A 22,199-nucleotide genomic window follows, 5' to 3' on the forward strand; every position below is an offset into this window, starting at 1 on the left:
ATCCTGACACCTCTACTCACCTGTGCCGACGCCGGTACCCACTGTCGAATCGGCGGCGGTTCGGGACGAACGACCGATGCTCCGGAAATAGATATCTGTAAGTGTCTCGGGTATCTCTCCAACCCCGAGGAGCCCCCATGAGAGGCAGAACGCTGAGCGCGGGAATCGCGCTCGCCGTGTTCGCCGGGATGACGGTGACGCTGGCCACCCAGCCGGCGACCGCGTCACCTTCGACAGCGACGACGGCGGTGACCCGGCCGATCGCCGCAGCCGCCGCCGCGTTGGCCGCACCGGACATCTCCGTCACCAACGTCCAGGCGCACCTGACCCAGTTCAACACCATCGCCACCAGCAACGGTGGCAACCGACGGGCCGGCTCGGCCGGCTACACCGCGTCGCTCAACTACGTCAAGACCAGGCTCCAGGCGGCCGGCTACACCGTCAGCGAGCAGTACTGCTCCAGCTGCACGTACCCCTCGAACAACCTGATCGCCGAGTGGCCCGGCGGCCCCGCCGACCAGGTGGTCATGTTCGGCGCGCACCTGGACGGCGTCTCGGCTGGTCCGGGCATCAACGACAACGCCACCGGCTCATCGACCCTGCTGGAGAACGCGCTGGTCCTGGCCGCCCAGAACCCGACCATGACCAAGCGGGTGCGGTTCGCCTGGTGGACCGACGAGGAGCAGGGGCTCAACGGCTCCCGGTTCTACGTCAACTCGCTCAACGCCACCCAGCGCGGCTACATCAAGGGTTACTACAACTTCGACATGGTCGGCTCGACGAACGGCGGCTACTTCATCAACCGGGTCAGCTCGACCACCGCGGCGCCGCTGAAGGCGTACTGGGACTCGCTGGGCCTGCAACCGGAGGAGAACGTCGAGGGCCAGGGCCGCTCCGACGACTACTACTTCCAGCAGGCCGGCATCCCCACCTCGGGCTACGCCGCCGGGGCCAGCGCCCGCAAGACCAGCTCCCAGGCGGCCAAGTGGGGCGGCACCGCCAACGCCGCGTACGACCCGTGCTACCACCGGTCCTGTGACACCACCGCCAATGTCAGCGCCACAGTGCTGAACCGGGCGGCCGACGGTGTCGCGTACGCGCTGTGGCAGCTCGCCGTAAGCGGCGGGACTCCGACCTGCACCGGCGGTCAGCTGGTCGGGAACGGTGGCTTCGAGAGCGGCAGCACCCCGTGGACCGCGTCCTCCGGCGTGATCACCAACGCCAGCGGCCAGCCGGCCCGGACCGGGTCGTACAAGGCGTGGCTCAACGGCACCGGCAGCACCCGCACCGAGAGCCTGTATCAGTCGGTGACCCTGCCGGCCGGCTGCGCCACCTACACGCTGGCGTTCTGGCTGCACATCGACACCGCCGAGACCACCGGCTCCACGGCGTACGACCGGCTCACCGTGCAGCTGGGCTCGACCACGCTGGCGACGTACTCGAATCTCAACGCCGCGACCGGCTACGTGCAGCGCAGCTTCAACGTCGGCGGGTTCGCCGGGCAGACGGTGACGCTGCGGTTCACCGGCACCGAGGACTCGTCGTTGCAGACCAGCTTCGTGGTCGACGACGTGACGTTGCAGGCGAGCTGACCGCGTACCCGAAAAGGGCCGCCACCGGTTCTTCCCGGTGGCGGCCCGTCGCGACGTGGGTCAGGGGAGCTGTGGGTAGAGCGCGGCGACGCCGCCGGCCAGCCCGGCCTGTACCCGCCGACTGAGGTCGTCGGCGACGATCTCGTACGCGTCGGCCTCGACGCCGTCGACAGCGATCCTGGCGATCGCCGCCGGGTCGGACTTCGGGCCGGTGATGTCGGCGGCCATGTCGGTGTCCAGGTAGCCGACGTGCAGGCCGGCGACCCGGACGCCCCGGTCGGCGAGCTGCACGCGCAGCACGTTTGTCATCGACCACTCGGCGGCCTTGGCGGCGCCGTAGGCCCCGTGGATCGGGGAGCCGAACCAGGACAGCACGGAGAGCACGTTGAGGATCGTCCCGCCGCCGTTGCCGGCGATGACCGGCGCGAACGCCCGGATCACCGACAGCGTGCCGATGTAGTGGGTCTCCAGCTCCAGCCGGAGGAGGTCCAGGTCGCCGTCGAGGAGATCCGCTCGGGAGTCGATGCCGGCGTTGTTGACCAGCAGGTTCACGTCGCCGGCCAGCTCCGCGGCGGCGGCCACCGAGGTGGGGTCGGTGAGGTCCAGCCGTACCGGCGTCACACCGGGCAGGTCGACGCTGTCCGGGTTGCGGGCGCCGGCGTAGACGGTGGCACCCCGGGCGAGGAGTTCGGCGGCCAGGTTTCGGCCGAAGCCACGGTTGGCGCCGGTGACGAGGGCGGTGCTTCCAGCAATCTTCATGGCCGTGACGCTACCCAGCCTGACTTCTGTTAGACAAAGTCAGCTATCTCACCGGAGTTGGCCAACCGAATCGGGAATACGACCCGGACGCGCCCACAGCCCGACCGGTGACGACTCGTATCCTTTCCGCGAACCTCCGCACGAGCCGAGATGGGAGACGGTGTGAGCAACCAGGCCGAAACGTTGGAATTCCAGGCCGAGGCGCGTCAGCTCCTCCAGTTGGTGGTCCACTCGATCTATTCGAACAAGGACGTCTTCCTGCGGGAACTCATCTCGAACGCGTCCGACGCACTGGACAAGCTCCGGCTGGCCACCCTCGTCGACAAGGACCTCGTCGCCGACACCGACGACCTGCACGTCGCCCTGGAGATCGACAGCGACGCCCGCACCCTCACCGTGCGGGACAACGGCATCGGGATGACCCGCGACGAGGTCGTCCAACTGATCGGCACGATCGCCAAGTCGGGCACCGCCGAGCTGCTGCGCCAACTGCGCGAATCCGCCGACGCCCACGCCAAGCAGGACCTCATCGGCCAGTTCGGCGTCGGCTTCTACGCCGCGTTCATGGTCGCCGACCGGGTCACCCTGCTGACCCGCAAGGCCGGCGAGACCGGCGGCACCCGCTGGGAGTCCACCGGCGAGGGCACGTACTCGATCGAGGCGGTCGACGAGGCGCCGCAGGGCACCACCGTGACCCTGCACCTCAAGCCGGCCGACACCGAGGACAACCTGCACGACTACACCGCCGAGTGGACCGTCCGCGACATCGTCAAGCGCTACTCCGACTTCATCGCCTGGCCGATCCGCATGACAGTCGAGCGCCCCGGCGCCGACGGCGAGGCCGCCACCCGCGAGGTGCAGACCCTCAACTCGATGAAGGCGCTCTGGGCGCGGCCCCGCGACGAGGTCGACGCCGCCGAGTACAACGAGTTCTACAAGCACGTCAGCCACGACTGGGCCGACCCGCTCGAGGTCGTGCACATGAAGGGCGAGGGCACCTTCGAGTACGAGGCCCTGCTCTTCCTGCCCAGCCACGCCCCCCTGGACCTGTTCTCCCCGCAGGGCCGCCGAGGCGTCCAGCTCTACGTCAAGCGCGTCTTCATCATGGACGACTGCGAGGCGCTGGTCCCCACCTACCTGCGCTTCGTCAAGGGCGTGGTCGACGCGCACGACCTGTCGCTGAACATCTCCCGGGAGATCCTCCAGCAGGACCGGCAGATCCAGATCGTCCGCCGCCGCCTGGTCAAGAAGATCCTCGCCACGGTCAAGGACCTCAAGGCCAACCACGCCGAGCGCTACCGCACCTTCTGGACCGAGTTCGGCGCGGTGGTCAAGGAAGGGCTGATCGACGACACCGACAACCGGGACACCCTGCTGGACCTCCTGTCGGTGGCCTCCACCAACGACCCGGCCGAGCCCACCGACCTGGCCGGCTACGTGTCGCGGATGAAGGACGGCCAGAGCGACATCTGGTACGCCACCGGCGAGTCCCGCGCGGCCATCGAGAACTCTCCGCACCTGGAGGCGTTCCGGGCCAAGGGGCACGAGGTGCTGCTCCTCACCGACCAGGTCGACGAGGTGTGGGTCGAGCGGGTCGGCACGTACGACGGTCGGCCGCTGCGCTCGATCGCCAAGGGCGAGATCGACCTGGACACCGACGAGGAAAAGCAGCAGGCCGAGGCCGAGCGCGAGCAGCAGCGACAGGAGTTCGCCGGGCTGCTCGACTGGCTGGGGACCACCCTCACGGACAGCGTCCGGGAGGTCCGCCTGTCGTCGCGGCTGACCACCTCACCGGCCTGCGTCGTCGGCGACGCCAACGACCTCACCCCGACCCTGGAGAAGATGTACCGGGCGATGGGGCACGAGATTCCCAGGACCAAGCGGATCCTGGAGATCAACCCCGGTCACCCGCTGGTGTCCGGGCTGCGCAAGGCCCACGAGCAGGGCAGCGACCCCACCGCCCTGACCGAGACCGCCGAGCTGCTCTACGGCCTGGCGGTGCTCGCCGAGGGCGGTGAGCTGACCGACCCGGCCCGCTTCACCCGGACGCTCGCCGACCGGCTGGCCCGCACCCTGTAACCGGCGTACCTCGGCCGGCGGGCCGCCCGGGCAGCGGGCCCCGCCGGCCGGTCACGTCACTGCCCGGGAATCACCAGACCCGACTCGTAGGCGATCATCACCGCCTGGGCGCGGTCGCGCAGGTGCAGCTTGGTGAGCAGGTTGCCGACGTGGGTCTTCACCGTGTGCGCGCTGAGATGGTGGTGGGCGGCGATCTCGGCGTTTGACAGACCGGCCGCGATCAGGCGCAGCACGTCCGTCTCCCGGGCGGTCAGAGCGGTCACCGCGGCGGCCCGGGCGGGGTCCGGATGGCCGCGCCGGTGCAGTTCGCCGATCACCCGGGCGGTGACGGCGGGAGCGAGCAGCGCGTCCCCGGCCGCGACCACACGGACCGCGTTCACCAGGTCGGCTCGGGGAGCGTCCTTGAGCAGGAAGCCGCTGGCCCCGGCTCGCAGGGCCGCGTACAGGTAGTCGTCGGTGTCGAACATGGTCAGGGCGAGGACCCGGCTCGGGGTGAGCGCGCAGACCTGGCGGGTCGCGGCGACACCGTCGAGGACGGGCATTCGCATGTCCATCAGGACGACGTCGGGACGGTGTTCGCGGGCGGCCCGCACGGCCGCCGCGCCGTCGGCGGCCTCGGCGACCACCTCGATGTCCGGCTCGGCGCCCAGGATGGTGGCGAACCCCGCCCGGAACAGATCCTGGTCATCGGCGAGCACGACCCGCAGCATCAGACCACCGCCGGTGCCGACAGCGGCAGGGTGGCGGTCACCGTGAAGCCGTGACCGTCGGAGGCCGGGCCGGTGCGCAGGGTGCCGCCGCAGGCGTGGGCGCGCTCGCGCATGCCGACGATTCCGTACCCGGGCCGGCCCGCGTCGGACGCGCGGTGGCCGCGGCCGTCATCGGTGACCGACACCGTGAGCGAGTTCGCCGTGTAGCCCAGTCGGACGCGAACCGATCGTGCCCCGGCATGCCGCACCACGTTGGTCAGCGACTCCTGCACGATCCGGTAGGCGGCGACCCCGACGTCCGGGGGCGGTGCGAGCGGCGGCTCGACGACATTTCCCGAGGGCGAGCCGCCGCCGGGTGCGGACGGTGGGGGCGAGACGGTGAGCACGGCATCGAGGCCGGCGGCACGGACCCGCTCGACGAGGACGGGAAGGTGGTCCAGACCCGGCTGGTCGAGTGGTTTGTCGGCGGGTTCGTACAGGCTGCCGACCGCGCGGCGGAGCTGAACGACAGCGTCCCTGCCGGTGGCGGCGATCGTGGCGAACGTGGCATCGGCGCGATCCGGCTGGTCACGGACCAGGAGGGGACCGGCCTCCGCCTGGACGATCATGACACCGACCGCGTGGGTCAGGATGTCGTGCAGGTCGCGGGCGATGCGGGTGCGTTCGCGCAGCACCGCCGCCGCACGTTCACCGGCGATGCGACGACCGCGTTCGGCGAGGGCCGCGGCCTGGGTTCGGCGGGCCCGGGTGCTGGTGCCCAGCGCGTACGCGAAGAGGTAGGCGACCGACAGGTAACGCAGCACCTCCACGTCCGGGCGGGGATAGAGCAGCGAGACCAGCAGGCCGGCGGCGGTGAGCGCGATGCCGAGCAGGCGGATCGGCAGGGATGCCCGCGCCGCGAACGTGTAAAGGCAGACGAGGGGTCCGACCGGCAGCAGTGGGGGCGCGCCGAGCGAGGCGGAGACGGTCGTCGCGACGCCCACGACGAGGGCGACCCGGAGCAACGCCCGGTCCCGCCACAGCACCGGCACCGACGACGCGACCGCGAGCGGAAGCACCCACCAGGCACGTGGCCCCCCGACCAGGGCGGGCAGCACCGTCGCGGCGACGGCGACCACGGTAACGGCGAGATTGACGTACCGTTTCACGTCCGCAGTATCGTCCGACCCGGCGCGCCGACGCCTCCCTCCACGGGACCAGATTGATCCCGGCTCCCACGGCGATCCGTCCCGGCCGCCCGCGCCGCACGCTCGACACATGATGACGATCCTCGCCACGCTCCTCAGTGGCCTGCTCTGGTTCAGTGGCACCGGGCTGCACCCGGTCCCCGCGCTGACCTGGCTCGCCCCGCTCCCGCTGATCCTCGCCTCGACGCGGGTACGCCCGAGGACCGCGCTCTGCGCGACTGCCGTCGCCTGGTCGATCGGTCAGGGCGGCGTGCTCGGGTACTACCTCGGCACCCTGCGACTACCCGTCCCCGTGGTCGCGGGTGTGGTCCTGCTCGGCCTCGGCCTGGCGACCGGCACGGTCCTGCTCGCCCGCGTACTGCTGCTGCGCGGACGAACCGTCCTCGCCGTCCTCGCCGTGCCGTCGCTCTGGGTGCTGGGGGAGTACGCCGCGTCCCGCGTGCTGCCGAACGGCGCCTGGTGGAGCCTCGCCTACACCCAGGCCGACGTCCGCCCGGTCATCCAACTGACCGCGCTCACCGGCGTCTGGGGCGTCACCTACCTGCTGCTCGCCGTCCCGATCGCCCTCGCCGGCCTGCGCGGAAACCCACGCCCCGCCCTCGCCTGCCTGCTCGTCCTCCTACTCAGCACCGGCGGGTGGTCGGCCTGGTCGCTGAGCCGTTTCCCCGACCCGGCCGAGCGGCTGACCGTCGGCCTGGTGGCCCTGCGACAACCCGAGGACGGGCTCCCGATCGACGAGCCGTTCGGCCGTGACCTGCTCGCCCGTTACGCCGCACGGGTCCGGGGTCTGGTCGCCCGCGGGGCACGGATCGTCGTCCTGCCGGAGAAGGTGTTCGCCCTGACGGACACGACGATGCCCGTGCTCGTGGCCGAGCTCCAGCAGACCGACGCTCAGGTCGTCGTCGGCGCGGTGCGGCGACGGGCCGGCCGGGCGAGCAACGTCGCGCTGGTGCTCGAACCGGACGGGAGCGTCGCGACGTACGAGAAACATCATCTCGTCCCCGGCCTGGAAGACTGGCTGACGCCGGGTGACGGCGAGGTGCTCGTGGACGGGCGGTTCGGCGTCGCGATCTGCAAGGACCTCGACTTTCCCGGCCTGGTCCGGCGGTATCGGGCGCGGGGCGCGTCGGTGCTGCTCGTCCCCGCCCTGGACTTCACCTCCGATGGGTGGCTGCACGCACGGATGGCAGTGGTCCGGGGCGTGGAGAACGGGCTGGTCGTGGTCCGGGCCTCGGCGTTCGGCCGGCTGACGGTCACCGACCCTGGCGGCAGGATGCTGGGTGAGGCCACCGCCGGTGACGCGGAGCTGTTGCTCGCCACTCCGACGTCGGGGTGGGGCACTGTCTATTCGCGTACCGGGGATTGGTTTCCGCTGTTGTCCGTGGTCCTGCTGGCCCTGGCCGTGAGTGGGGCGCGTCCGCGTCCGCGTGCGGACCGGCAGCCGAGCGTGGAGTTTCGGCGCCGCCGCATCGTGGCTGGCTCCGCCATGACAGCTGAACGCCCGGCCGGATGACCGGCCGAGCGTTCGCCCGCGTGGCGCGGATCAGTTCAGCTGTTGGTGGCCCGTCACGCCGCCGAGGCGGTCTTCGACCCCCGGTGCGGCGCCACCGGGCCGGCGTTCCAGCCCCAGCGCGGGGCCGGTACCGCCGCGTCGCGGCGCCCGTCCGTGTCGGCGTCCTCGCCGTCGGTGCCGTCGATGGCCAGCTCAGCGGAGCCGGGTGTGCTGCGGGCCAGTCGCAGCGAGTGCTCGGCGCCGGTACGGGCCGCGCACGGCCAGGACTGCCCGGCGCACTGGAGGTTGCGGCACTGGCCCTCGTCGTCCGGCTCGTGTGCGCTGAGCACGTCGATCGCCAACTGCCACAGCAGCGGGTCGGTCACGTCGTGCGGGCGCTCGGCGGTGCGGCTAGGTCGGTTGCTGGTGTCGTCGGACATCGTGGGCCCCCCTCGTCAGGCTGTACCCCCCAAGGGTCACCCGTCAGCCGCCGGTTAAACCGCCGACCTGCTGTGATGTGTCTCTGGTCGCAGCTCGACCGTGGACACCGCACGCGTATCGGTCAGTCCGGCAGGAGCGGCATCTCCACGCCCGGCTCCCGGCCGAGCAACACCGCCCGGGTGAGCGCAGCTGATCCGAACCGGTCGCGGACCGCGTCGACCGCAGCGTCCAGATCGGACCCGGGGTCCGGCTGGAACGGCAGCTCCGGCTGGACCGGGTTGTCGTCGAGGTTGCCCACCGAGACGCCGATCAGTGTGATGCCACGGCGATCGATCTCGGGCAGCGCGGTGCGCAGCAACGCACGAGCGGCGGCGAGCAGTGGCGTGGTGTCGGCCGTCGCCTTGCCCACCGTGTGCGATCGGGTCGCCCGGGTGTAGTCGCCGAAGCGCAGCCGCAACACCACAGTGCGGCCGGACCGCCCGGCCGTCCGCATCCGCCGGCTGACCCGGTCGACCAGGCCGGCGAGGATGGCGTCCAGCTCAGTCGAGGCGTGCGGGGTACGGCTCAGCGAGTGCTGCGCGCCCATCGAACCGCGCCGCCGCCCCACCTGCACCGCGCGGGGGTCGCGATTCTGTGCCAGCGCGTGCAGGTGCCGGCCGGCGCCCGCACCGAGCAGCGACACCAGCGCCGCCTCACCGAGACGCGCCACCTCGCCGACCGTACGGATCCGGTGGTCCCGCAGCTTGGCGGCCGTGACCGGGCCGACGCCCCAGAGCCGTTCCACCGGCAGGGGGTGCAGGAACGCCAGCTCGGCGTCCGGCGCGACCACCAGCAGGCCATCCGGTTTCGCCACCCCGCTGGCCACCTTGGCCAGGAACTTCGTCCGGGCCACACCCACCGTGATCGGCAGGTGGACCCGGTCGCGGACCTCCCGGCGCAGTCGTTCGGCGATCTCGGCCGGGGGCCCGACCAGCCGCCGCAGACCACCCACGTCGAGGAACGCCTCGTCGATGGAGAGCCCCTCGACCAGCGGTGTGGTCTGCCGGAAGATCTCGAAGACGGCGCGACTCGCCGCCGTGTACGCCGACATCCGGGGCGGCACCACGATCGCGTCCGGGCAGAGCCGACGCGCCTGCTGGCCGCCCATCGCGCTGCGGACGCCCCGCGCCTTCGCCTCGTAGCTGGCGGCGAGCACCACGCCGCCACCGACGATCACCGGCCGTCCACGCAGGCGCGGGTCGTCGCGCTGCTCGACCGACGCGTAGAACGCGTCCAGGTCGGCGTGCAGGATGCTGGCGCCGGGCGACACGTACACATGTTCGCATGACGCCCGGCTGATGCGGCAGTGAGCTGGGCGAACGCCCGATCAGTCGAGGCAGAATTCGTTGCCCTCGGGGTCGGCCATGACGAGATGACCGGCGCCCAACGGGGGAGCGGGCTCGTGTCTACTGAGCCGCTTGGCGCCGTGCGCGACGAGCCGTTCGGCCTCCGCCTCCAGGGTCGCCATCCGCTCGTCACCCTGCAGCCCGGGGGCCGCGCGGACATCGAGGTGGACGCGGTTCTTCACCTGCTTGTGCTCCGGGACCCGCTGGAAGAACAGCCGTGGTCGCGAACCCTCGGGGTCGACCACCGCCGACGCGTCGTTGCGGTTCTCCGGCGGCACGCCCATCGCCTCCAGCGCCTGGTCCCAGGATTCGAAGTCTCCAGGTGGGGCCTGCACCTGGTAGCCGAGCGCCTCGGTCCAGAACGTGGCCAACGCGGCCGGGTCGGCGCAGTCGACGGTGATCTGGACGTCGCGGGTCACTGTGGGTCCCTGCTTCCTGATCTGGTCGGTCATGATCCCAGCCTCTCCCGGATAGCGGACAGGAGTGTTCCGCTATCCGTGCAACGATCGACGGGTGACCGTCGAGGCGACGACCGAGCGGGTGCTGCGCCTGCTGGCGCTGCTGCAACGGCGACTGTCCTGGACGGCCGCCGAACTCGCCGCCGAGCTGGGGGTCACCGACCGGTGCGTGCGCCGTGACGTGCAGCGCCTGCGGACGCTCGGCTATCCCGTGCACGCGGTGCCGGGCGTCGGGGGTGGCTATCAACTCGGTGCGGGCACCAGGCTGCCGCCGTTGCTCCTGGACGACGAGGAGGCGATCGCCACGGCCGTGTCACTGCGGCTCGCCTCCGGGGGCACCGTCGCCGGGGCGAGCGAGGCAGCGCTGCGGGCAATGGCGAAGCTCGACCAGGTGATGCCGTCGCGGCTCCGCACCGAGGTGCGGGCGGTGCACGGCTCCACCGACACCCTCATCGGCCCGGTCGCCGAGATCGACGCGGAGCTGCTGGTGACACTGGCCCGTGCCTGTCGAGACGGGGTGCGCGTTCGATTCCACTACCCCGACCGGGACGTTGGGGAGCACGAGCGGACGGTCGAGCCGATCCGGATGGTCACGACCGGCCGCCGCTGGTATCTGATGGCCTGGGACGTCGACCGCGACGACTGGCGGACGTTCCGGCTCGACCGGATGCGGGCAGCGGTGGCGACGACCTGGCGTTTCCCGGCACGCGAACACCCGGATCCGGTCGCCTTCGTGCAGCGGGCCGTGACCGGGGCGTCGTACCGGTACCTCGCCCGGGTGCGGGTGCACGCCCCGGCCGACCGAGTACGAGAGGTAGTTCCACCACAGGTGGGGCGGGTCGAGGACGACCGTGACGGGTGGTCTGTGCTTGTCGTCGGCGGCGACAGCCTGGACTGGCTCGCCGCGCACCTCGCCCGCCTGGATCACGAGATGGAGGTGCTGGAGCCTCCCGAGCTGCGTGAGGCCGCAGGTCGGCTCGCCCGTCGTCTCGCGGTGCTGGCCAGTGCGACGCCGGAGCCGGGCGCGCGGTGACGCAGCGTGTAGTGGCGCAGCGACACCGGGCTGCCGTCCGGAGCGGTCCATGGTGCCGTGCTGGTGCCGACACACCGCCATCCTGCGCGCTCGTACAGCGCCTCGGCCGCGGTGCCACCGGCGGCCAACTCCAGCACCAGGTCTGTTGCGCGTTTGTCCGCCCACCGGCGGGCCCGGTCCAGCAGCGCGCTGCCCAGCGCCAACCCACGGGCCTTCGGCGTCACGAAGAGACGAGCCACCTCGGCCGTCGGCCGGCCGGGCGGCCCGTCCACCTGATCCGCGATCCGATGCACCGCGACGTGGCCGACAATTGCCGCGTCGGCGTCAAGGGCGACCCAGGCTCGCGCCGGGTGTGGCTCGCGCAGCCAACGGTGCGGGTCGGCCGGCCAGTTCAGCGGGTACCTGTCCACCCGGTGGACCTCGGCGAGCGCCGCGACGCATCCGTCGAGATCGGTGGCGCGCCGCCGGCGGATGCGCGGTGGGGTCACAGGTCGTCGAACGGGCTGGCGTAGCGGAACTCGCCCCGGATCGACTCGCGCCACGCGTGCAACGGTCGAGCCATGAAGTACTGCGGCCCCCACGGCTGGGGCGGAGTCACGCCCAGCTCGACGGCGGGCCGGAACCCGAAGCGCGGGTAGTAGTCGGGGTGCCCGAGCAACACCACCAGCGGTTCGTTCATCGCGTCGGCCGCACCGAGCACCGCGTGCATCAACGCGCTGCCGACCCCGCGCCGCTGCCAGTCGGGCAGCACGCCCAGCGGCCCCAGGCCCAACGCCACCGGCGCACCGCCCACCAGGCCGCGGGTGGCCACCACGTGCCCGACCACCTGGCCGTCCGAATCGGTCGCCACCAGGGAGTACGCGGGCAGCCAGCCCTCGTCGGCGCGCAGCGCTTCGACCAGCGTCGCCTCGACCGGCACGGCACCGCCGCCGTCAGCCTTGGCGAAGGCGGCTGAGTGCACCGCCCGGATGGCGTCGACGTCGGCGGTCGTCTCGCGTCTGATCAGCACCGCGCCACCATACGGGTGCCCTCGGCCGGGCTCCACGCGTTTATCCCGTCGCCGGCCGACGCTGCGGCGTCCTCGGCCCGCCCACCCGAGGCGCCGCAACGGCGGCGAACCGGTCCGCAGCACCGGGTTCGGGCGCGCCCTCAGCCCACGGCGGTGGCTGAGGGCGGGGCGCTGCCGCCCTGGGGCGCCTCCGGGACCATCAACCGGATGATCTCCGCCTGGTCGGCGGGCGAGGGCAGCCCCCATTCGGGCCGGTAGCCGTACACCTCGTGCAGTGGAATGGAGCCGGTGCGGCCGTCCAGGATCTCCACCGCGTCGGTGCCGATCAGGCCGGGATGTTCGACGCCGCAGGCCTCGGCGACCTTGGTCAGGTCCCGGCGCAGCGTCCGCAGGTAGTTGGCCGCCCGGACCGACTTCAACGCCGGGTCCAGGCCCCGGGCGAGCCACGCGTTCTGGGTGGCGACGCCGGTGGGGCAGGTGTCGGTGTGGCACTTCTGCGCCTGGATGCAGCCAATCGCCAGCATCGCCTCCCGACCGACGTTGACCAGGTCGCAGCCGAGCGCGAACGCCACGATGGCGTTGTCCGGCAGGCCGAGCTTGCCGCCGCCGGCGAAGACCACCTGCTCGTGCAGGCCGTGCTCGGCGAAGAGCTTGTACACCCGGGAGAAGCCCTGCTGGAACGGGAGCGACACCGAGTCGGTGAAGATCAGTGGTGCGGCGCCGGTGCCGCCCTCGCCGCCGTCGATCGTCACGAAGTCCACACCTCGGCCGGTGTCCCGCATCAGGGTGGCCAGTTCCTGCCAGAAGCCCAGGTCACCGACCGCCGACTTGATGCCGACCGGCAGTCCTGTCTCGGCGGCCAGCAACTCCACCCAGTCGAGCAGGCTGTCGCAGTCGGAGAACTCGGCGTGCCGGGACGGGCTGACGCAGTCCTGACCAGCCGGTATGCCCCGGGTGGCGGCGATCTCGGCGGACACCTTCGCCCCGGGCAGCAGCCCACCGAGGCTCGGCTTGGCGCCCTGGCTCAGCTTGATCTCCAGCGCCCGCACCGGCGCGCCGGCGACCAGGTCCTTCAACCGGTCGAGGCTGAACCGGCCGTGTTCGTCCCGGCAGCCGAAGTACGCCGTGCCGAGTTGGAAGACCAGGTCGCCGCCGTTGCGGTGGTACGGCGACAGGCCGCCCTCGCCGGTGTTCTGCAGGCAGCCGGCGAGCGCCGCGCCCTTGTTGAGCGCGGTGACGGCGTTGCCGGAGAGCGAGCCGAAGCTCATTCCGGAGATGTTGACGACCGACTCCGGCCGGAACGCCCGGGCGCGACCCCGTGCCGCGCCGAGCACCTTGGCGCAGGGCAGCCGCACGTCGTGCCCGGCGGTCGGTGACGACGGCGGCACGGCACGACCGAAGGTGCGGTGCTTGATGATCGGATACCCGGGGGTGTACTCGATGTCGTTGTCAGTGCCGAAACCGAAGTAGTTGTTCTCCTGCTTGGCCGACGCGTACACCCAGCGGCGCTGGTCACGGGTGAACGGCCGCTCCTCGTCGTTGCCGGCCACGATGTACTGCCGAAGCTCCGGCCCGATCGCCTCCAACAGGTAGCGGGCGCGGCCGAGGACCGGGAAGTTGCGCAGCAGCGCGTGGTCGCGCTGGATCAGATCCCGCGCGGCGAGGGCCGCGACGGCGGCGGCGACAGCGGGTACGGCTCGACGGGCCCAGGTCATGCCCGGGACTCTTTCCGCCCGGACGGCGGGTCAAACCGGTGAGCCGGCTGGTGGCGGTGCGGGTGTGCCCCGCACCGCCACCCCGAGGCTCAGCGGTGCCGGAACGACTCGCGGACCGATCCGCCGACGATCGTGCACCACGTGCTCGTGCTGAGCTTGCCGTTGCGGGGCAGCCCGTGCAGCGCCTGAAGGTCCTGCACCGCACTCCGGGTGGCGTGGTCGTACGCCCCGGTGACGGTGACCGCGTACCCCTTGGTGGCGAGGATTTCCTGCACGGCCGTGACCGGCGCTCCGGCCGCGTGCTGGTCCAGCTCCGGCGCCAGCGTCTCCCAGGTCGGCGTGGTGAGGGTGGCGTCCACGTCCACCGCGATGCCGTTGCGAGCCTGCCAGTCCTGCACGGCCGCGACGGTCGCGGCGTCGAACGTGCCGCTGACGGTCACCGGGTAACCCCGGTGGACGAGCAGGTGCTGCACCACCCGGACCGAGGGAGAGTTGACGAAGCGCCACAGGTCCGGCCAGCGACGCGCCGGCACGTCACCGAGCGTGGTGCCGAGGGCGGCGTGCACCCGCCGCCGCAGCTCCGGGAACTGCCGGTAGAAGGCCGCGCCCGGGCATTGGGTGGTGCGGAAGTCCCAGTGTCCGAAGATGTCGTACGCGTGCAGCCCGTACTGCCGGCAGATCGCGACGCAGAGCCTGACCAGCGAGTCGGTCAACGCCTCCGGCGGCGTTTCGGTGACGTAGGTGCCCTCGTTCTCGATGCCGATGGCCCGGCCGTTCTCACCCGGGCAGTGCGCCGAGATCATCTGCCGGTCGCCGGCTTCGAGGCGTTCCAGGCTGCCCCGGCGGCCCTCCAGCACGTAGCCGCCGCGGCTGACCGTGAAGTGCTGGCCGGTGTCCGACCAGCCGTTGCCGTCGATGTGCAGGTCCTGGCAGTCGTGGGCCAGCTTGACCGCCTGCTCGCGGGAGTAGTCGGTGACGTTCGGGAACGCCATGTGGTGCACGATGATCTTGTTGGTGGCGATGGCGCTCACCGACAGCGGGTCCTTCGGCGGGCGGGCGGCCCACTCGTCACAGCTGATGATCCAGTCCAGGTCGGCGCCCGGCGCGGCCTGCGCCGCGCCCGGGAAGGCGAGTTCGCTCCCGACGACGGCGACAGTGGCGGCGCCGAGACCGGCCCGCAGCAGCGTCCGGCGATCCACTTCGGAATGGTCGACGTGCATTGCATCTCCTCCTGCGGCCGACGGCGGGGGGATGAAAAGTAGCTCCAGTGGCCGCACGTACTCCGGAGAATATTGCCAAGACCCGCCCCGCGCTAGAGGGCGCCCAACCCCGGCGGGCAGCCGGAAAACCAGTCGGCTAGAAGATCAACCTCCGCTAACCTGGCCGCTGACTCGGGGGTGGAAGATGAAACTTGGTGAGGCGCTGGCAGAACGCGCCGAGGCGGCACGACGGGTCGAGCAGCTGCGGACCCGGATCAACGGCAGCGCCCGGTACCAGGAGGGCGAGCTGCCTCCGGAGGACGCGGCGGTGCTCCTGACCGAACTGGACCAGGTCCTCGACAACCTAGAGTCACTGATCCGGCGCATCAACCGGACCAACGCCGCGGTGCCGGTCGACGACCTCGGCACGCTCACCGACGCGTTGGCCCGGCGGGACGTCCTGCGACTGCGGCACGCCGCCATCACGGCGGCCGCCGACGCCGCCGCCGGCAGCGGGCGTGGTCACCTGGCCCGGCAGCTCCGCTCCGAGCTGAAGATGCTCGCCGCGTTGCCGGTCGCCGAGCTTCGGGAACGCGCCGACGGGCTCGCCGGGCAGCTCCGCGAACTCGAGGTGCGGATTCAGCGCACCAACTGGGAGGCTGACCTGCTGGACTGACTGACTCCAGCAGCGATGTGGAGCAGGTAGCCGTCGTGGAGGCGTGTACACACAGGGCCGGGCTGTAACCCCGGCACCCCCTCTTGGCGCGCGGTGGGCAGCGCGGGGTTCGACTCCCCGAGCACGACGCAGCCCAGCACCGAGGACAGGTAACACCGCAACACGTACACCACATCACCACGTACAGATCCACGACGGCGAGGGCGGGCTCGGGGCACTCCACATCCGCGCGATCACGTGCTCTTCCCTCAGCAGCACCCGGTCGTCAGGGCGACCCTGCCTGGTCGGCGTTTCCGCGCGCCGGTTTGGGGGTAGGTCCGGGGCTGACCGTTCCGGCTGCCCTTTAAGGAATGACCAGATGAGTGACAACGTCAGCGACGCGGTGGGCGACGCTCTCCGCTCGGTGATGCTCTTCCTGCCCAAGGCCGTCGCCTTCCTGGCGATCCTGGTGGCCGGATGGCTGATCGCCAAGGCCGTACTGAAGATCGTGGAGAAGGTCCTCGAACGGGTGGGCTTCGACCGCGCCGTCGAACGCGGCGGGATCCGGCGCGCGTTGAGCCGCTCCCGGTACGACGCCAGCGACATCGTCGCGAAGCTCGTCTACTACGCGGTACTGCTGTTCACCCTTCAACTCGCCTTCGGCATCTGGGGGCCGAACCCGATCTCCGACCTGCTCGGCGCGGTGATCTCGTGGCTGCCCCGGGCCTTCGTCGCGATCGTCATCGTCGTGGTCGCCGCCGCCATCGCCAACGCGGTCAAGGACATCATCAGCGGCGCGCTCGGCGGCCTGTCGTACGGCCGGGTGCTGGCCACCATCGCCTCGGTGTTCATCCTCGGCCTCGGTGTCATCGCCGCGCTGAACCAGATCGGCGTGGCCACCGCTGTCACCACTCCGGTGCTGATCGCCGTGCTGGCCACGATCGGCGGCATCCTCGTCGTCGGTGTCGGCGGTGGCCTGATCCGTCCGATGCAGAGTCGCTGGGAGTCGTGGCTGGCCCGCGCCGAGCGCGAGTCGCAGCTGATCGCCGAGCACGCCCAGGCGTACTGGGCCGGCCGACGCGACGCCGAGGCCGAACTGGCCCGCGCGTCGACCACCACACGCGACGCGGACGCCACCCAGGTGGTGACCGGGCCGGCCGAAGCGGACGCCACCCAGGTCGTGACCAGGCCGGCCGAAGCGGACGCCACCCAGGTCGTGACCAGGCCCGCCGACCCGGAGGCCACCCAGGTCGTGCACTTCCCGGTCAGCTCCGACGCCACCCAGGTGGTCGATCGCGGCGCCGTCGACGGCGATACGACGCCGACGCCGGCCCGGCAGTCCGCGACCGACGACACGACCCAGGTGGTCAGCGGCTCGGCCGGTTCGGACGTCACGCAGCCGGTGGGCACCGGTGTCGACCCCGACGCGACCCAGGTGGTCAGCGGCGGCACCGATCGCGCGGTGCCCGGGCAACGCACCAGCGACGACAGCGAGACCACCACTGTCATTCCGCCCGTCGACCGGCGCTGACACCAGCGGTACGGCGCGGGGCGGGATCAATCTGATCCCGCCCCGCCTCGCCATGTCCCGCAGCCTGACCTGCCCCGGCACGGACCGCTCGCCCGGCGCGCCGAAAGCGCTGGCCGCAGCCGCGCCGGTTGTCTAGCACCGCGGGCATGACCTGGCGACATTGATCCAGCGGCGTAGGCCGATCCCGTGGGCCACCACGGTCACCGCACGTCCGGTGTCCGTCTCCACTCCCACGGGAAGGCCCCATGATCCCCATCGCTTCGCGCGCGCCCGACCCGGCGGTCCGTCGGCTGACGACGACCCTCTACGGGTACGCGTTCCTCAGTGACCTGGTCCTGCTCTACCCGCTGTACGTGGTGTTCTTCGCCGACACCGGGCTGTCGGTGGGGCAGATCGCGTCGCTCTTCGTCATCTGGTCGGCCGCCGGCATCCTGTTCGAGGTGCCCTCCGGCGCCTGGGCGGACGTGCTGTCCCGCCGGCTGCTGCTGTGCCTCGCCCCGCTGGTGGCCGCCGCCGGGTTCGCGCTCTGGGTGCTGGTGCCGTCGTACCCGGCGTTCGCTGTCGGTTTCCTGCTCTGGGGCGCCGGTGGCGCACTGGTCTCCGGCGCCCTGGAGGCGTTGGTGTGGACCGAGTTGGACCGGCTCGGCGCGGTCGGCCGGTACGCCCGGGTGCTCGGGCGGGCGCGGACGGCGGGTGTGCTGGGCGTGGTGGTCTCCGGAGTGCTCGCCGGTCCGGTGCTCGCCGTCGGCGGGTACCCGGCGGTCGGCGCGGCCAGCGTGCTCGCGTGCCTGCTCGCCACGATCGTCGCCACCCGGTTCCCGGAGCACCGCACGCCGGCCGCCGCGCGCGTCCCGGTCGCCGAGCCGGTGCCGGCCGCTGGGCCGGTGCGCGCCGCACCACCCTTGCCGGACGAGCCGGACACCGTCCCACCCGCGAGCCCGGACGACGACGGTGACCTGGGGTGGTGGGACACGCTGCGGGCCGGAGTGGCGCAGGTCCGCACCCACCCGCCGGTACGGGCCGCCGTGCTGCTGGTGGCCGTGGTCGCCGCCGACTGGGGTGCGCTGGACGAGTACACCCCGCTGCTCGCACTGGACACCGGCGCCGGGGCGCAGTCCGTACCCCTGCTGCTTCTGCTGCTCTGGGCCGGGGTGACCGTCGGCGGGCTGCTCGCCCCGGCGGGGGAGCGGCTGGGCGGTCGAGGCTACGCCGCGCTGCTGGGGCTGGTCGGCGTCGCGCTGGCCGGGGGTGCGCTGCTCCGGCACCCGGCGGGGTTCGTGCTGCTCGCGGTGGCCTTCGGCGCGGCGCAGCTGGCCACCGTGCTGGCCGACGCGCGGCTCCAGGCCCGGATCACCGGCACCAGCCGGGCCACCGTCACCTCGCTGGCCGGGATGGCCACCGATGTGTTGATCATCGTGACGTACGCCGGCTACGGCCTGCTCGCCACGGCGGCCGGCAACGCGGTGGCGTTCGCGCTGACCGCCGGGGCGTACCTCGTGGTGGCGCTGGTGCTGCTGACCCGCCGTCGGCGCCGGACGGCAGTGCCCACCGGCGTCGCCGCGGCTGTGCCGGGTGGCCCGGACTGACCGGGGCCCGGCGGCGGCCTTCTCCGGGCCGCCGTCGGGTCGCCCGGTCAGCCGGCCATGTGGAGGAACGACCACTGGTGGCCGTCGAGGTCCCGGAAACCGCGCATGTACATCGGCCCGTTGGCCGTCCCCGGCCCGAGCGACTCCCCGCCGGCGACCGCCGCCTGGTCGACCAGCTCGTCGACCTGGCCGCGGCTCGACGCCGACAGCCCGATGATCACCTCCCGGCTGGTCGCGGTGTCCGGCGTGGCGACCCCGGTGTACGCCTCGAAGCCCGAGCGGAGGTGCAGCACCAGCCGGGTGGTGTCGGAGACGGTGAGAACCACGTTGTCGCCGTCCGTCTCGGCCTGGTCGCTGGTGAAGCCGATCGCCCGGTAGAACTCGGTTGCGGTGCTCAGGTCGCGCACCGGCAGGTTGATGAACGTCATGGTCATCGGTGGTCTCCGTCCGTTTCGAGCAGTACCTTCAGCGCGGCGAGCCGATCCCGCCAGTACGCCTTCAGCTCCGCGGCCTGCGCGGCCCCGGCCAGCTTCTCGTGCAGGATGCTGACCCGGGCCTTTGACTCGCCGACCGCGTCGATGCCGACGACAACCCGGGTGGGGCCACCGGCCCAGTCGGCCCGGAAGCTGCGCGGCGCGGTGGCAATGCGGACCCGCACCTCGACGTCGGGCAGCCAGCGGGCGCGTGCCGTCTCGTCGGCGAACGCCTCGAACAGTCGCCGCGCCGGCACGGCCACCGTCCGGCTCGCGCCGGCCTCGAAGCCGCCGCCGCGTCGCTGACCCGGCGCGCGCAGGCCGCGCGCCTGCTCGTACCCGACGGTGATGGTCTGCGCCCACCAGCCCGGCACCTCGTGTTCGGTGGCCAGGTGGCGGGCGATCCGGGTGTGCGTCCACTCGGAGGCGGACGCCGCGTCGAGCAGAGTGAACCACTGGTCCCAGCCGCGGCCGGTGCGGTCGCGGATCAGGTCGTCGGCGATCCGCTCGGTCTGCGCTGCGGCGGCCGCGGCGGTGGGTTCGGTCTGTGCCGGCGGGGACGCGGCGGTGGACTCCTGAGCTGGCGGCGCGGCCGGCTCGGCGGCCCGACTGATCAGGTGCCGACGGGCGGTGGTGTAGCTCTCGCCGGTCTTCTCCATCCGGGTCCGGACCCGGGCCTCGAACGATCTCTGGTTGGTCATCACATGCTCCCGGTCAACGGCACGGTCACCGGGACTCACGCTCCCGCCGACCCCGCCGAAGTGGGGCATGTGGCACCACGTCCCGAGGGCTCCAGGCCCCCTTTGCCTCCGCGTTGCCGGCGGCGTGAGCGCCGGGAGGGAGGTGCGGCGCAGGACTACGCCGACGTCATCCTACGCCCCGACCGGCCGGCGGCGCAGCCGTCAGGGCTGGTCACCGTCGAGGTAGACCCACCGGCCGTCCTCCCGGACGAACCGGCTGTGTTCGGTCAACGTGCCGGGCCGGCCCGCGTCCCGGTAGTGGGCGTGGAACGTCACGGTGCCGGCAGTGTCGAGCAGGCCGCCCCGCTCGGTCTGCACGATCTCCAGCCGGGTCCACCGCTGCCCCGGGTCGAGCTCCAGGGAGGTGGGCCGGGTCGACGAGTGCCAACTGCGCAGCAGGTAACCGGAGTCGCCGAGGGCGAAGGCGCTGAACCGGGAACGCATCAGAGCCTCGGCCGTCGCCGGGGCGTCGCCCCCGTGCGCCGGGGCGCAGCACTCCGCGTACGCCCGGCCGGAGCCACACGGACACACCCGCCCTGTCGTCGCGTTCGCCCGCCGACGTCCCGCACCCTTACCCACGTCGCTATCCTGCCGCACCCGCCTTAGGGCCCGTGTCGAAGTCACCGCCGGTCGCGCCGCGCCGTGACGGCAGGCCGGTCGGAGTTGGCGAGGTCGATGCGCCAGTCGTTGCTGCACATCAGCGAGCCGCTACCCGGCGGGTATTCGAAATTGCAGGGGCCGAGGAGGGTGAAACCAAGGCGGTCGCAGAGTGCGTTGGAGGGGGTGTTGTCGACGGAGGGGAACGCGTGCAGGCTGTGGCGCGCGTCGGAATGGCGGGCAACCTCGCGGACGATGGTGATCAGGGCGGTACCGGCTGCGGTGGCAATGCCTCGGCCCTGGTAGGGCGGTAGGACGTTCCAGCCGGTCTCGTAGATCTGCTCGCCCTGCCAGTCACGCTGGTGGTAGGCGATGCTGCCGACCATCTCGTCGCCAAGCAGTACGGCGAACATGCAGCCGCGGCCAGTTGCCGGCATGGCAAGGTATCGGCGGTGCCGGGCAAGCAGCTGTTCCTCCGGCTCGGGACCGCCGACGTGTCGACGCATCTGCGAGGTGTTGATCCGGCGCAGGAGGTCGAGCGCGGATTCCGACCAAGGCTCAAGACGAACGTCCATGCCCCGCAGCCTGGCCCCCACTCGCGCCGTGATCACCGGAGTACGTGCCGATTTCCGTCGTGGACCGCGGGCCGGCCGGTTTGGCCGCTCGATTGCACCGCAAAAGTTCAGAGGTCGAAGAACTGGATGATGATGTCTGCCGTGTCGAGTTGGTGGCTGGTCTTGCCGATGAGTGCGGGGGCGGAAGCCTGACCCGGAACGGTGTGGCCGCCGTGGTGGATGGTGTAGAGGACTACCGGGGGGACACCTTGGGCCTCATAGGTTGTGCGTTCGACCTCGGTGGGGTCGTCCGTGGTTTTCGGCAGGCGTGTAGTCGTGGGTTCGGTGGTAATCCCGTTGCGCTCGGCGAAGTAGCGAGCTGTGCGGGTGGCCGACCAGCTCGAGCCACCTACTTTGAAGATGGTACGCAGGGCCCAGTTCATGGTGCCGCCCTGGTAGGAGACGATGGGGTCCTTGGTGCCGTGGATCAATAGGACCGGCAATGACGCTCGAGGGGTCTGGCTGGCGAGGAAGTTCTCCGGTGCAGGCATGGTTGCGGCGATCACCGTCGCACCCGCCAGCAGGCCGGGGGTCTCGTGGGCGAGACGGATGACCATCTGGCCGCCGTTGGAGTAGCCGATCGCGTAGACGCGGCTGGGGTCGATGCGCCGGTCCGAGGCGAACGTGGCGATGACCGCACGGACGAAGCCGACGTCGTCGATGTCGGCTCGTCGGGCCGGAAAGCGGTTTTCGCGGCGGGCGTCGTTCCAGTTGCCGCGATAGCCGTCGAGGTAGGCGACCAATGCCCCGCGGTCGGCGAGCGCGTCGAAGACGCCGCCAGTGAAGGCACGGTGCTTGTCACCGGTCTGGCCGGAACCGTGGAACACAAGAACTAGCGGCTTGGCCTCGCCCGGCGCTGCGGTGCCGACAAGGGTGAAGGTGCGGGTGGCTTCAGCGACGGTGACACTTTGACGGATGGCCGTGAGGGTGTTGCGCATGGTTTT

Annotated in this window: 21 protein-coding genes and 1 pseudogene; 7 read left to right on the forward strand and 15 right to left on the reverse strand. The window is 71.6% G+C overall.

Annotated elements, in window-relative coordinates; translation table 11 throughout:
* Positions 1-137: 137 nt before the first annotated feature.
* Positions 138-1,592, forward strand: a complete 1,455-nt coding sequence (locus ABZU74_RS10010; protein WP_355420657.1) for a M28 family peptidase — start codon at positions 138-140, stop codon at positions 1,590-1,592.
* A gap of 60 nt (positions 1,593-1,652) precedes the next feature.
* Here the strand turns inward: ABZU74_RS10010 and ABZU74_RS10015 are convergent, their stop codons facing one another.
* Positions 1,653-2,351, reverse strand: coding sequence for an SDR family oxidoreductase (locus ABZU74_RS10015; RefSeq protein ID WP_355420660.1), 699 nt, complete (start codon positions 2,349-2,351; stop codon positions 1,653-1,655).
* 150 nt (positions 2,352-2,501) lie between these two features.
* Here ABZU74_RS10015 and htpG point away from each other — a divergent pair, with 150 nt between their 5' ends.
* Complete coding sequence (gene htpG, locus ABZU74_RS10020) at positions 2,502-4,430, forward strand: molecular chaperone HtpG (protein ID WP_355420663.1); 1,929 nt, start codon at positions 2,502-2,504, stop codon at positions 4,428-4,430.
* 56 nt (positions 4,431-4,486) lie between these two features.
* Here the strand turns inward: htpG and ABZU74_RS10025 are convergent, their stop codons facing one another.
* Both ABZU74_RS10025 and ABZU74_RS10030 read right to left on the reverse strand, forming a co-directional pair.
* Positions 4,487-5,140, reverse strand: coding sequence for a response regulator transcription factor (locus ABZU74_RS10025; RefSeq protein ID WP_355420665.1), 654 nt, complete (start codon positions 5,138-5,140; stop codon positions 4,487-4,489).
* Entirely contained in the window at positions 5,140-6,288 is a 1,149-nt protein-coding gene (locus ABZU74_RS10030; RefSeq protein WP_355420668.1) for a sensor histidine kinase, read from the reverse strand. Before ABZU74_RS10030 ends, ABZU74_RS10025 begins: the two co-directional genes overlap by 1 nt.
* Before the next feature lie 109 nt (positions 6,289-6,397).
* Here ABZU74_RS10030 and ABZU74_RS10035 point away from each other — a divergent pair, with 109 nt between their 5' ends.
* Positions 6,398-7,840, forward strand: a complete 1,443-nt coding sequence (locus tag ABZU74_RS10035; RefSeq protein WP_355420671.1) for a nitrilase-related carbon-nitrogen hydrolase — start codon at positions 6,398-6,400, stop codon at positions 7,838-7,840.
* Positions 7,841-7,893: 53 nt separating this feature from the next.
* Here ABZU74_RS10035 and ABZU74_RS10040 read toward each other — a convergent pair whose 3' ends face one another.
* From ABZU74_RS10040 to ABZU74_RS10050, 3 genes are all read right to left on the reverse strand, one after another.
* A complete protein-coding gene (locus ABZU74_RS10040) occupies positions 7,894-8,259 on the reverse strand; it encodes a hypothetical protein (protein WP_355420674.1) in 366 nt (121 codons plus the stop codon).
* A gap of 122 nt (positions 8,260-8,381) precedes the next feature.
* Positions 8,382-9,569: a DNA polymerase IV gene (gene dinB, locus ABZU74_RS10045; RefSeq protein WP_355420677.1), complete on the reverse strand. Its 1,188-nt coding sequence runs from the start codon at positions 9,567-9,569 to the stop codon at positions 8,382-8,384.
* A 57-nt stretch (positions 9,570-9,626) separates the two neighbouring features.
* A complete protein-coding gene (locus tag ABZU74_RS10050; RefSeq protein WP_355420680.1) occupies positions 9,627-10,097 on the reverse strand; it encodes a VOC family protein in 471 nt (156 codons plus the stop codon).
* 61 nt (positions 10,098-10,158) lie between these two features.
* Between ABZU74_RS10050 and ABZU74_RS10055 the strand changes: the two genes are divergently transcribed.
* Positions 10,159-11,136 (forward strand): YafY family protein, encoded by a 978-nt coding sequence (locus ABZU74_RS10055; RefSeq protein WP_355420683.1) that lies wholly within the window; start codon positions 10,159-10,161, stop codon positions 11,134-11,136.
* Here ABZU74_RS10055 and ABZU74_RS10060 read toward each other — a convergent pair.
* The 4 genes from ABZU74_RS10060 to ABZU74_RS10075 all read right to left on the reverse strand — a co-directional run bounded on the left by ABZU74_RS10060 (position 11,028) and on the right by ABZU74_RS10075 (position 15,059).
* Positions 11,028-11,624, reverse strand: a complete 597-nt coding sequence (locus tag ABZU74_RS10060) for a GNAT family N-acetyltransferase (protein ID WP_355420686.1) — start codon at positions 11,622-11,624, stop codon at positions 11,028-11,030. The two genes, ABZU74_RS10055 and ABZU74_RS10060, sit on opposite strands and share 109 nt — an antisense overlap.
* Positions 11,621-12,145 carry an N-acetyltransferase gene (locus ABZU74_RS10065; protein WP_355420689.1) on the reverse strand — a complete coding sequence of 175 codons (525 nt, stop codon included), beginning with the start codon at positions 12,143-12,145 and terminating at the stop codon, positions 11,621-11,623. Before ABZU74_RS10065 ends, ABZU74_RS10060 begins: the two co-directional genes overlap by 4 nt.
* 140 nt (positions 12,146-12,285) lie before the next feature.
* Positions 12,286-13,860 (reverse strand): FMN-binding glutamate synthase family protein, encoded by a 1,575-nt coding sequence (locus tag ABZU74_RS10070; RefSeq protein WP_355420692.1) that lies wholly within the window; start codon positions 13,858-13,860, stop codon positions 12,286-12,288.
* A gap of 89 nt (positions 13,861-13,949) precedes the next feature.
* Positions 13,950-15,059, reverse strand: coding sequence for an N-acetylmuramoyl-L-alanine amidase (locus ABZU74_RS10075; protein ID WP_355420694.1), 1,110 nt, complete (start codon positions 15,057-15,059; stop codon positions 13,950-13,952).
* 205 nt (positions 15,060-15,264) lie between these two features.
* Here ABZU74_RS10075 and ABZU74_RS10080 point away from each other — a divergent pair, with 205 nt between their 5' ends.
* The 3 genes and pseudogenes from ABZU74_RS10080 to ABZU74_RS10090 all read left to right on the forward strand — a co-directional run bounded on the left by ABZU74_RS10080 (position 15,265) and on the right by ABZU74_RS10090 (position 18,831).
* Positions 15,265-15,735 (forward strand): DIP1984 family protein, encoded by a 471-nt coding sequence (locus ABZU74_RS10080; protein WP_355420696.1) that lies wholly within the window; start codon positions 15,265-15,267, stop codon positions 15,733-15,735.
* A 358-nt stretch (positions 15,736-16,093) separates the two neighbouring features.
* Positions 16,094-16,813: pseudogene (locus ABZU74_RS10085) on the forward strand (hypothetical protein); the annotation flags it as partial.
* A gap of 677 nt (positions 16,814-17,490) precedes the next feature.
* Entirely contained in the window at positions 17,491-18,831 is a 1,341-nt protein-coding gene (locus ABZU74_RS10090) for an MFS transporter (RefSeq protein ID WP_355420699.1), read from the forward strand.
* Between the two features lie 47 nt (positions 18,832-18,878).
* On the opposite strand, the gene ABZU74_RS10095 is transcribed toward ABZU74_RS10090, so the two are convergent.
* From ABZU74_RS10095 to ABZU74_RS10115, 5 genes are all read right to left on the reverse strand, one after another.
* Complete coding sequence (locus tag ABZU74_RS10095; protein WP_355420701.1) at positions 18,879-19,265, reverse strand: VOC family protein; 387 nt, start codon at positions 19,263-19,265, stop codon at positions 18,879-18,881.
* On the reverse strand, positions 19,262-20,005 hold the full coding sequence (locus tag ABZU74_RS10100) for a hypothetical protein (RefSeq protein WP_355420704.1): 744 nt from the start codon (positions 20,003-20,005) through the stop codon (positions 19,262-19,264). Before ABZU74_RS10100 ends, ABZU74_RS10095 begins: the two co-directional genes overlap by 4 nt.
* Before the next feature lie 201 nt (positions 20,006-20,206).
* On the reverse strand, positions 20,207-20,623 hold the full coding sequence (locus ABZU74_RS10105; protein WP_355420707.1) for a YchJ family metal-binding protein: 417 nt from the start codon (positions 20,621-20,623) through the stop codon (positions 20,207-20,209).
* 41 nt (positions 20,624-20,664) lie between these two features.
* Complete coding sequence (locus tag ABZU74_RS10110) at positions 20,665-21,216, reverse strand: GNAT family N-acetyltransferase (RefSeq protein ID WP_355420710.1); 552 nt, start codon at positions 21,214-21,216, stop codon at positions 20,665-20,667.
* Between the two features lie 107 nt (positions 21,217-21,323).
* Positions 21,324-22,193, reverse strand: coding sequence for a PHB depolymerase family esterase (locus ABZU74_RS10115; RefSeq protein ID WP_355420713.1), 870 nt, complete (start codon positions 22,191-22,193; stop codon positions 21,324-21,326).
* Between the last annotated feature and the right edge of the window lie 6 nt (positions 22,194-22,199).

The sequence above is a fragment of the Micromonospora sp. NPDC005171 genome (assembly GCF_040608575.1).
Classification (GTDB): Bacteria; Actinomycetota; Actinomycetes; order Mycobacteriales; family Micromonosporaceae; genus Micromonospora.

What these genes read in the sequence shown, in the direction of transcription:
- ABZU74_RS10040 (WP_355420674.1), bottom strand. Translation starts at nt 8,259, where the DNA reads ATGTCCGACGACACCAGCAACCGACCTAGCCGCACCGCCGAGCGCCCG.
- ABZU74_RS10090 (WP_355420699.1), top strand. Translation starts at nt 17,491, where the DNA reads ATGATCCCCATCGCTTCGCGCGCGCCCGACCCGGCGGTCCGTCGGCTG.
- ABZU74_RS10025 (WP_355420665.1), bottom strand. Translation starts at nt 5,140, where the DNA reads ATGCTGCGGGTCGTGCTCGCCGATGACCAGGATCTGTTCCGGGCGGGG.
- htpG (WP_355420663.1), top strand. Translation starts at nt 2,502, where the DNA reads ATGGGAGACGGTGTGAGCAACCAGGCCGAAACGTTGGAATTCCAGGCC.
- ABZU74_RS10080 (WP_355420696.1), top strand. Translation starts at nt 15,265, where the DNA reads ATGAAACTTGGTGAGGCGCTGGCAGAACGCGCCGAGGCGGCACGACGG.
- ABZU74_RS10115 (WP_355420713.1), bottom strand. Translation starts at nt 22,193, where the DNA reads ATGCGCAACACCCTCACGGCCATCCGTCAAAGTGTCACCGTCGCTGAA.
- ABZU74_RS10100 (WP_355420704.1), bottom strand. Translation starts at nt 20,005, where the DNA reads ATGACCAACCAGAGATCGTTCGAGGCCCGGGTCCGGACCCGGATGGAG.
- ABZU74_RS10095 (WP_355420701.1), bottom strand. Translation starts at nt 19,265, where the DNA reads ATGACCATGACGTTCATCAACCTGCCGGTGCGCGACCTGAGCACCGCA.
- ABZU74_RS10070 (WP_355420692.1), bottom strand. Translation starts at nt 13,860, where the DNA reads ATGACCTGGGCCCGTCGAGCCGTACCCGCTGTCGCCGCCGCCGTCGCG.
- ABZU74_RS10110 (WP_355420710.1), bottom strand. Translation starts at nt 21,216, where the DNA reads ATGGACGTTCGTCTTGAGCCTTGGTCGGAATCCGCGCTCGACCTCCTG.
- ABZU74_RS10050 (WP_355420680.1), bottom strand. Translation starts at nt 10,097, where the DNA reads ATGACCGACCAGATCAGGAAGCAGGGACCCACAGTGACCCGCGACGTC.
- ABZU74_RS10035 (WP_355420671.1), top strand. Translation starts at nt 6,398, where the DNA reads ATGATGACGATCCTCGCCACGCTCCTCAGTGGCCTGCTCTGGTTCAGT.
- ABZU74_RS10010 (WP_355420657.1), top strand. Translation starts at nt 138, where the DNA reads ATGAGAGGCAGAACGCTGAGCGCGGGAATCGCGCTCGCCGTGTTCGCC.
- ABZU74_RS10015 (WP_355420660.1), bottom strand. Translation starts at nt 2,351, where the DNA reads ATGAAGATTGCTGGAAGCACCGCCCTCGTCACCGGCGCCAACCGTGGC.